Below are 7,279 nucleotides of genomic sequence, written 5' to 3'. Positions count from 1 at the left end.
TCCTGGTCGTGCCACAGTGCGAAGGGATGGGTGCCCGCGCTCATGAGCTCCAGTCCCAGGTCGTCCGTGACGGGGCGCAGCTCGCGGATGATCGACTCGAGGTCGTCGACGACGCCGCGCACCTGGGTGTGCACGCCGGAGACCACCTCCACGGTGTTGGTGAGCATCTCGCCGACCACGTGTCCCGCGATCGAGGATCCCGCGATCGCGTCAAGCACCTCGCCGGCGCGCGGCACCAGATCGAGGCTCTCCCGATCCACGAGGGCGAGCTCCCATTCGGCGCCCAGCGTGGAGCGAGCGGAGTCAGCGAAATCAACCATGCGCGTCATCGTATTGCACGTGCTCGCGCCGTCCGCGGTCCGCGCCCGCCCGCTCCGTCACGGAACGTCACACTGCGCTTTCCGCAGGGGTTTCGGCCCCTGCGGGCGCCTCGGCAGCGAACGTTCCGGCAGCGGGTGTTCCGGCCTCGGCCTCGGGTGCCTCCGCGCCCGCCGTGGCGGCAGGACCCCGCACAGTCCTCCGCACCGCTCTGCGCACGATCTGCTTCGCGGCGATGTCCGCACCCGCCAGCAGCGGCGACGGCTTGTGCGGCGTGGCGCCGATGGCACTGCCCGGCTGCGTCGTGGACGCCGGGATGCCCAGCACCACCACGCTCGGATCCTCGCGCGCGTACTCGTCGACGAGGTTGTGGCCGGTCTCCGCGGTCTCGGAGACCTCCGCCGGACCCGCCTCCAGGTAGTCGGTCTGCACGTAGTCCACCGTGTGGATGCGCGCACGCCCGGAGGTGAGGAGCGCCTGCAGCAGAGGGTCGTCCGTGTGCGGCACGCGGCCCTTGGACATGCGCGTCTCCAGCAGGACGGAGGACTCCGCTGTGCGGCCGGTGATCCGGGAGAGCGCCCGGAACCGTCCGGCACCCGGGCCTCCCTCGGTGCTGTTCGCCTCCGCGGTGACGACGGTCTCCGGTCCCAGCAGATCGACGATCCCAGCGTCGATGAGTGCGAGCACCTGGCGCACCCGCCCCGCCGGCGGCCCCGAGGCCAGGAACAGTCCGTCCGAGTCGAACCAGCCGTGCAGGTCCCGGACCAGCGAGGAGCCCGCCACCGCCCCCACAGCGCCCAGCTGCTGTGCTGAGCCGCGGAGCACGCTCATGACACGGTTGACCGCCGCGCGGGGGTGCACCGAGGCCTCGCTCATGGAGGCGAGCTCATCCGTCACGAGGGTCTCCACGAAGGCGGCCCAGGCCTCGGGCGTGGTCTGCTCGCCGCGCGTGGGCCGGCGGAGGTCCGCAATCGTCCAGTTCCAGCGCGGATCCGTCACTGCCGTGCGGAGCACCTCGTCCACGTCCTCGCCCGTGCGGCAGGCCTCCAGGGTAGGGATCCAGGGGGCGGAGACTTTGGACTCGGGGGAGTTTCCGCCTGCTGCGCCGGCCAGGGGTGCATCCGTGCCCGAGCTGGCTGCGCCGGGCTGGGGCACATCCGCGCCCGAGGCGGTGGACGAGCCCGCACGAACGTGAACCGTCTCGGAGGCAGCCGGGCGCAGGTCCTCCCGCAGCGCCTCAGGGGCCCAGCCGGCAAGGGCGGCGAGGTACTGGTCGGCGATCTCGCGCGCGATGTTCGGCCACACCTCGGCGGCGAAGTCGAGACCGGTGCGCTCGCCCAGCTCCGCGAACCATTCGGGAGTGGCCCACCGGGGCGTGAACGGACGCTCCTGGGAGTACGGCACCGGCTTGCTGCGGTAGGGCATGCCGCGGCGGGAGCCGGCCACCAGGCGCGGCTCCCGGCCGCTCGGCAGGTAGCGCAGGCGGCCGTGCGGATCACCGGGCACCTCCTCGAAGGTCCCGCCCCATTCCGCGACCAGGGCGCCCACCACGTCGAAGAAGTTGGCCCCCAGGCCGCGCACCAGCACCGTCTCACCGGCGGGCAGCGCGGAGAAGTCCCGCTCCGCGGGCATGCCGGGAGGGACGTAGCGGAGCCCGTGGGTCCGGGCGAACGTCGTGAGACGGCGCACCTCCGCGTCCGGCTTGGCCTGCACCATGCCCTGCGCGAGGACGACGGTGGGCGCGGCGAGCCGGCGGCCGTCGGCGAGGACCACGGCGGTGTCGGGGGCCTGCGTGGTGCCGGCTGTGTGCTCCGGGGTGGTCTGGTCCAGGCCGGCTTGCCCCGGATCGGTCTTCTCCGGGGCGGTCTGCTCCCGGCCGGCTTGCTCCAGATCAGCCTGCTCCAGGTCGACGGCCAGAGCCGTGAACTCGGTGAGGTTGATCGCCGGATCCGCCGCTGCCGCATCGAGCTGATCGCGGTAGTACACGCCCTGGAGCCTGCGGGAGGTGAAGTCGAGCGCGCGGAGGCGGCCGGCCTCGGCGGTCACCCAGTCCCCGGCGGGATGGCTCCCGGCTCGTGCGACCTGCTCCATCCACTCGACCAGCGTGGGGCCCGGGGAGGGCGGTCCGCTGAGCGGGGTGGACTCGTCCGGATAGATCGTCGTCGCCGAGGCCGTCGTGTTGTTGAGGTACTCCGCCGGCTGGGAGGTGAGCCAGGTGGCCCCGGGGCCCACCTCCTGGACGTCCACGATCGCGATGAGCACCGGTCGCGGCAGGGACGCGTCCGCACGCAGCCGCGCTGCGACGCGGATGACGGTGGCGACGCCGCGCGGGCCTCCGCCCACGATCACCGCGTCGAAGTGCTGGGTGCCGGCGTCGGTGCGCCCCTCATCCGCTGCGCCGCTCACTCGGCCTCCGGCTTCGTCGTTCGCGTCCTTCAGATCGTCAGTGACCGCCGTGTTCGTCACTCGGCCTCCGGCCAGTAGGGCTCGCCCAGGGTGAGCATGAGCCGGTTGGCCCAGCCGAAGAACGCGGTCGAGGCGACCAGGTCCGCGATCTCCAGGTCTCCCAGGCCGATGCCGCGCAGACGCGCCACGTCCGCGGCCGTGAACTCCGGGCGCAGGGCCGCAAGGCGTGCGGCGGTCTCCACGAGCACCGTCCAGCGCTCGTCCTGCCCGTCGGCCAGCTGCTCGACGGAACTCGCGACCCAGTCCGTGTCGCGCGGGAGCGTGACGGCGAGGACGCGGTCCACGTCCTCCTCCCGCTTGGTGCGCTGCGTGGCCTTGCGCGCGTGCACGGAGGCGCAGTAGACGCAGTCGTTGACCTTGCTGGAGACGGCGGCGGCGAGCTCGCGTTCGCCCTTGGGCAGCCCCGCCTTCGAGAGGAACACCTCGTTGTCCAGCGCGGACCGCGCCTTCGTCACGCCCGGCGTACGGCTGATGAGGCGGAAGTAGACGTTCCCGGTGCCGGACTTGGCGGCGAAGGACGCGATCTGCTCCTCCGTGAGCTCGTCCGCGGCCGGTGCGGGCACCCAGGGCTCCCACTCGAGCATCTTCTGCGTGAAGGCGGTGGGCCGCAGGCGTCCCTCGCGGGTCCGGTCGCTGCGCTGGCCGTCCCGGCCGCGGCTGGCGGGTACACGCGTGGACTCCGGAGCATCTGCCGGCGCGGCTGCGCTGGCCTCTGCGGTGCCGACCTCCGTGATACCGGACTCTGCCGCGCCGGACTCTGCGGTACCGGCGTCGGCGGTGCCGGGGTAGGCGTCCGCGAGCGCACGGGCCCCGGCGACGAGCCGGATGAGGTAGGACTCGAAGGAGACGAGCTGGCCCAGCAGCACCACGAGGTCAGGGTCGATGCCGGCGGTCATGAGGTGCTCCTGGTCCTCCGGCTCCGCGAGCGCGGGGGAGACCGAGACGATGTCCGCGTGACGGAACACGGCGGCGAGTACGGGGTCGGGGAGATCCTCGCCCGCCAGAGCGGCGTCGAGGAGAGAGGCATCCGCTCCGGCGGCCCGGTGATGGGCGTACAGCTCCGCGGAGCCCTGCTGCGCCGCGACGACTGCGGCCAGCGCATGCAGCACCGGGGCCGGGAGCGGGTGCGCGTCCGCGTACAGGGCGGAGTAGGCCTCACGGGTGTGAGCGAGCACCTCCGGCTTGGACTCGGAGAGGACGCTGAGGAGCGGGGAGCCACCCAGCAGGGTCGCGAGAGGGTCATGCGGTGTGTGCGAAGCGTGCGGCGCGGTGGGAGCGGTCATGGAAAGAACTCTGGCACGCCGGCTGCGCGCACGTCCACGCGGTGCGTCATATGTCACCGGGGCATGCCGCCCGTGCGAAGAGGCCTCCGTGCGGAGCAGTGTCCGTGCGATATGCGATGGTTCGGGGGAGAGATGCGGTGAGCCGCGCACCGCGGACAGCGCACCGCGGACAGCGCACCACGGACAGCGCACCACGGACCGCGCGCGACGGGGAGAGGGAGGCAGATGGCACAGGACGGGACGCGTGCAGGGGTGCTCCGGACCCCGGGGATCCGCGCGCTCATGGCGCTGTCCATGCTCGGGTTCGCCGGGTACAGCTCTCTGCTGTCCACGGCGCCGCTCTGGGCCGTGCGCGGAGGAGCGGACGAGGCCGGTGCGGGCATGGTCAACGCGGTCATGATGGCCGCGACGGTGGCCTTCCAGACCCTGGTGCCGAGTTCGCTTCTCCGGCTGGGCTGGCGCACCACCCTGACGGCGGGGGTGCTCCTCCTCGGAGCGCCCTCGCTCGCCCTCCTGTTCACGGATTCGCTCACGGGCATCCTGCTGCTCTCTGCCGTGCGCGGTGCCGGGTTCGCGGTCATCACGGTGTGCGGATCCTCGGCGACGGCTGTGCTCGTGGGACCTGCCCACCGGGGCAGGGCGATCGGCCTCTACGGCCTCTCGATCGCACTGCCGCAGATGCTTCTCGTGCCCAGCTCCGTGTGGATCGCGGAGCAGGTGGGGTTCTGGGCGGTCTTCGTGCTGGGTGCGCTGCCGGTCGCGGCGGTCGTACCCGCTCTGCTGCTGGGGAGCCGGATCGACCGCCTTGAGGGGCAGGCCGCTCCCGAGGCCCCCTCCGGCTCCCGCAACACCACGACGTCCGGCCCCGCACGGTCCGGCACCTCGGGCAGACCTCTGCTGGCGCTCATCGTGCCCTCGCTGGTGCTGCTGTCCATCACCACTCCGGGAGGTGCACTGCTCACCTTCGCACCGCAGTTCCCGGGGCTGGGCGGGCCCGCAGTGGTGGGCCTCTTCCTCTTCACGCTCACCGCGGCGGCCACCCGCTGGCTGGTGGGCGGTCTCGCGGACAGGTTCGGGCATCGCGGGTTCCCGGCGCCGCTGTCACTGATCGGCGCACTCGGCCTGGGCCTCACCGCCTGGGCCGTGAGCAGCCAGAGCGGTGCGGCGCTGCTGGGCGGGATGGCGCTGACCGGGATCGCCTACGGCAGTCTGCAGAACGTCACGCTCATCGAGGCGTTCGCCTCCGTCGGTCCCCGTCACCGCGACATCGCGAGCATGGTGTGGAACATCGGCTTCGACTGCGGCACCGGCCTCGGAGCCCTGCTGGTGGGCTTCATCGCCGCAGGCACCAGCTTCACGGTGGGGCTGGAGATCACCGCGGGGGTCTGCCTCCTCGTCGCCGTGGCCCTGGCCCCGCGGCTCCTCGTGCGCGCCAGGTCCTGAGACGCCGGCCTCACGTGCGCACGGCCCTGGCCCCCGCCGTGCTGGGCTCCGGTCCGAGGCCGCAGTCCCCGCGGGCGCACCAGCCGCCTCGCGCCCGCGGTTCTGGGCGCCGGTCCCCACGCGTGCGGATCGACAGCCCGCGGAGTCGGGACCGTTAGCATGGTCGGCATGCGCAAACGCTTGAGTGCCGTCGCGGCCTCCCTCGCCGTGCTGATGGCCGGATGCTCCGGACCCGCCGACGAAGCCGCTGAGCAGGCGGAGACCACGGAGGCGGCCCAGGAGACGGTCCCCTCCTCGCCGCCGGCCACGGACTACCGGGCTCCGGACCCGGCAGAAGGGGTCGCGGAGGAGGACCGGGAGAAGGCGCGGGAGATCGTCGAGGGCATGAGCGACGACGAACTCGTGGGCAGCGTGATCATGATGACCTTCCGCGGCACGGACGCGGAGGCCGCGGCGGATGCGATCCGGGAACGGCACCTCGCCGGAGCCATCGTCATGGGATACAACCTGCCTGACGGCGCGGACGCCGAGACCGTCGCCGGTGTGACGGACACCCTCGCCGGTGCGATCGGGGACAGGGGCTGGCCCGTGGCGATCGGGGTCGACCAGGAGGGTGGGCCCGTGGCCCGCCTCAACAGCGCGGCGGTGGAGTTCCCGCCGCTCATGGCCGCGGGTGCCGCGCGTGATCCGCAGCTCACCCAGGAGGCGATCACCGGGCAGGGCACAGACGTGCGGGATCTGGGCTTCACCCTCGACTTCGCGCCCGTGGCGGACGTGACCGTCGGGCGTGAGGACCCGACGATCAATGTGCGCTCGGCCGGCTCGGACCCGGAGCTGGTCTCCGCGACGTCCACGGCGGCGATCCGGGGGTACACCGCCGCCGGCGTGGCCTCCTCGGCCAAGCACTTCCCGGGCCACGGGGCGCTCACCGTGGATTCGCACGAATCGCTGCCGGTGTCCGAGGAGAGCCTGGCAGAGCTCGAGGAGTCCAGCTACGGGCCCTTCGAAGCGGCGAAGGAGGCGAACGTGCCCACGGTCCTCGTGGGTCACATCGGCCTGCCCGGCGCGGAGGATCTGCCGGCGACGCTCAACCCGGACGTCTACGAGTCGCTGCGGGAGGACGTCGGCTACGAGGGCGTGGCCGTGACGGATGCGCTCAACATGGGCGCGATCACGGAACAGCCGGGGCAGGAGACCGTGAAGGCGATCAGGGCCGGTGCGGACCTGGCGCTCATGCCGGACGATTCGCAGGTGGCGGTGGACGCGCTGAAGTCGGCGCTGGACTCCGGCGATCTGGACCGGGAGCGGCTCGTGGAGGCCGCCGGCCGCGTCGTCGCGATGCAGCTGTGGCAGGCTCGTGCCGCCGAGGCCGCGGAAGCCGACGCTCCCGCAGACGAGGAGGCGGACGAGAGCTTCACTGCGCTCGCGGACGCCTCGCTCACCGTGCTCAAGGGTGAGTGCACCCTCCCGGAACCGGCGAAGACCGTCAGCATCACGGGTGGGGACGAGGCGCAGCAGGCCGCGATGAAGAAGGCGGCTGAGGAGGTCGGTCTCACGGTGGGCTCCGGCGGCACGACGGTGAGCTTGGACGGTGAGGCCGCCGCAGACGTGGCAGTGGGCACCGCAGCACCGTGGCAGGTGGCGGGTTCCGGAGCGGACACGGTGCTCGCCGTCTATGACGACAACCCCCATGCGCTGCGCGCCGCCGCGAAGTACATCGCGGGGGAGCTCACGGCGGAGGGCACGGTCCCCGTCGAGGGCTTCGAGGA

The 7,279-nt window shown here is 72.6% G+C and carries 5 protein-coding genes; 2 read left to right on the top strand and 3 right to left on the bottom strand.

Annotated features, from left to right (window positions below):
- From Q0A33_RS04040 to Q0A33_RS04030, 3 genes are all read right to left on the bottom strand, one after another.
- Window positions 1-320 (bottom strand): glutamate-cysteine ligase family protein (locus Q0A33_RS04040; RefSeq protein ID WP_291793482.1); only part of this gene is annotated, 320 nt, incomplete at its 3' end.
- A gap of 67 nt (window positions 321-387) precedes the next feature.
- Window positions 388-2,784: an FAD/NAD(P)-binding protein gene (locus tag Q0A33_RS04035; RefSeq protein ID WP_291793479.1), complete on the bottom strand. Its 2,397-nt coding sequence runs from the start codon at window positions 2,782-2,784 to the stop codon at window positions 388-390.
- Window positions 2,781-4,067: a peroxidase-related enzyme gene (locus Q0A33_RS04030; RefSeq protein ID WP_291793476.1), complete on the bottom strand. Its 1,287-nt coding sequence runs from the start codon at window positions 4,065-4,067 to the stop codon at window positions 2,781-2,783. The genes Q0A33_RS04035 and Q0A33_RS04030 overlap by 4 nt, the downstream gene beginning before the upstream one ends.
- A gap of 225 nt (window positions 4,068-4,292) precedes the next feature.
- Between Q0A33_RS04030 and Q0A33_RS04025 the strand changes: the two genes are divergently transcribed.
- Together Q0A33_RS04025 and Q0A33_RS04020 are read left to right on the top strand one after the other, a co-directional pair.
- A complete protein-coding gene (locus Q0A33_RS04025) occupies window positions 4,293-5,510 on the top strand; it encodes an MFS transporter (RefSeq protein ID WP_291793474.1) in 1,218 nt (405 codons plus the stop codon).
- A gap of 168 nt (window positions 5,511-5,678) precedes the next feature.
- On the top strand, window positions 5,679-7,279 hold a 1,601-nt coding region (locus Q0A33_RS04020; protein ID WP_291793471.1), incomplete at its 3' end, for a glycoside hydrolase family 3 N-terminal domain-containing protein.

Origin of the sequence: Brevibacterium sp. (genome assembly GCF_022712115.1) — a bacterium.
Classification (GTDB): Bacteria; Actinomycetota; Actinomycetes; order Actinomycetales; family Brevibacteriaceae; genus Brevibacterium; species Brevibacterium salitolerans.
Note: the sequence above shows the minus strand (reverse complement) of the source record. Positions and strands in the feature narration are given on the sequence as shown.

Excerpts from the sequence above, each read along its gene's own strand:
- Q0A33_RS04030 (WP_291793476.1), bottom strand. The coding sequence starts at position 4,067 with ATGACCGCTCCCACCGCGCCGCACGCTTCGCACACACCGCATGACCCT.
- Q0A33_RS04025 (WP_291793474.1), top strand. The coding sequence starts at position 4,293 with ATGGCACAGGACGGGACGCGTGCAGGGGTGCTCCGGACCCCGGGGATC.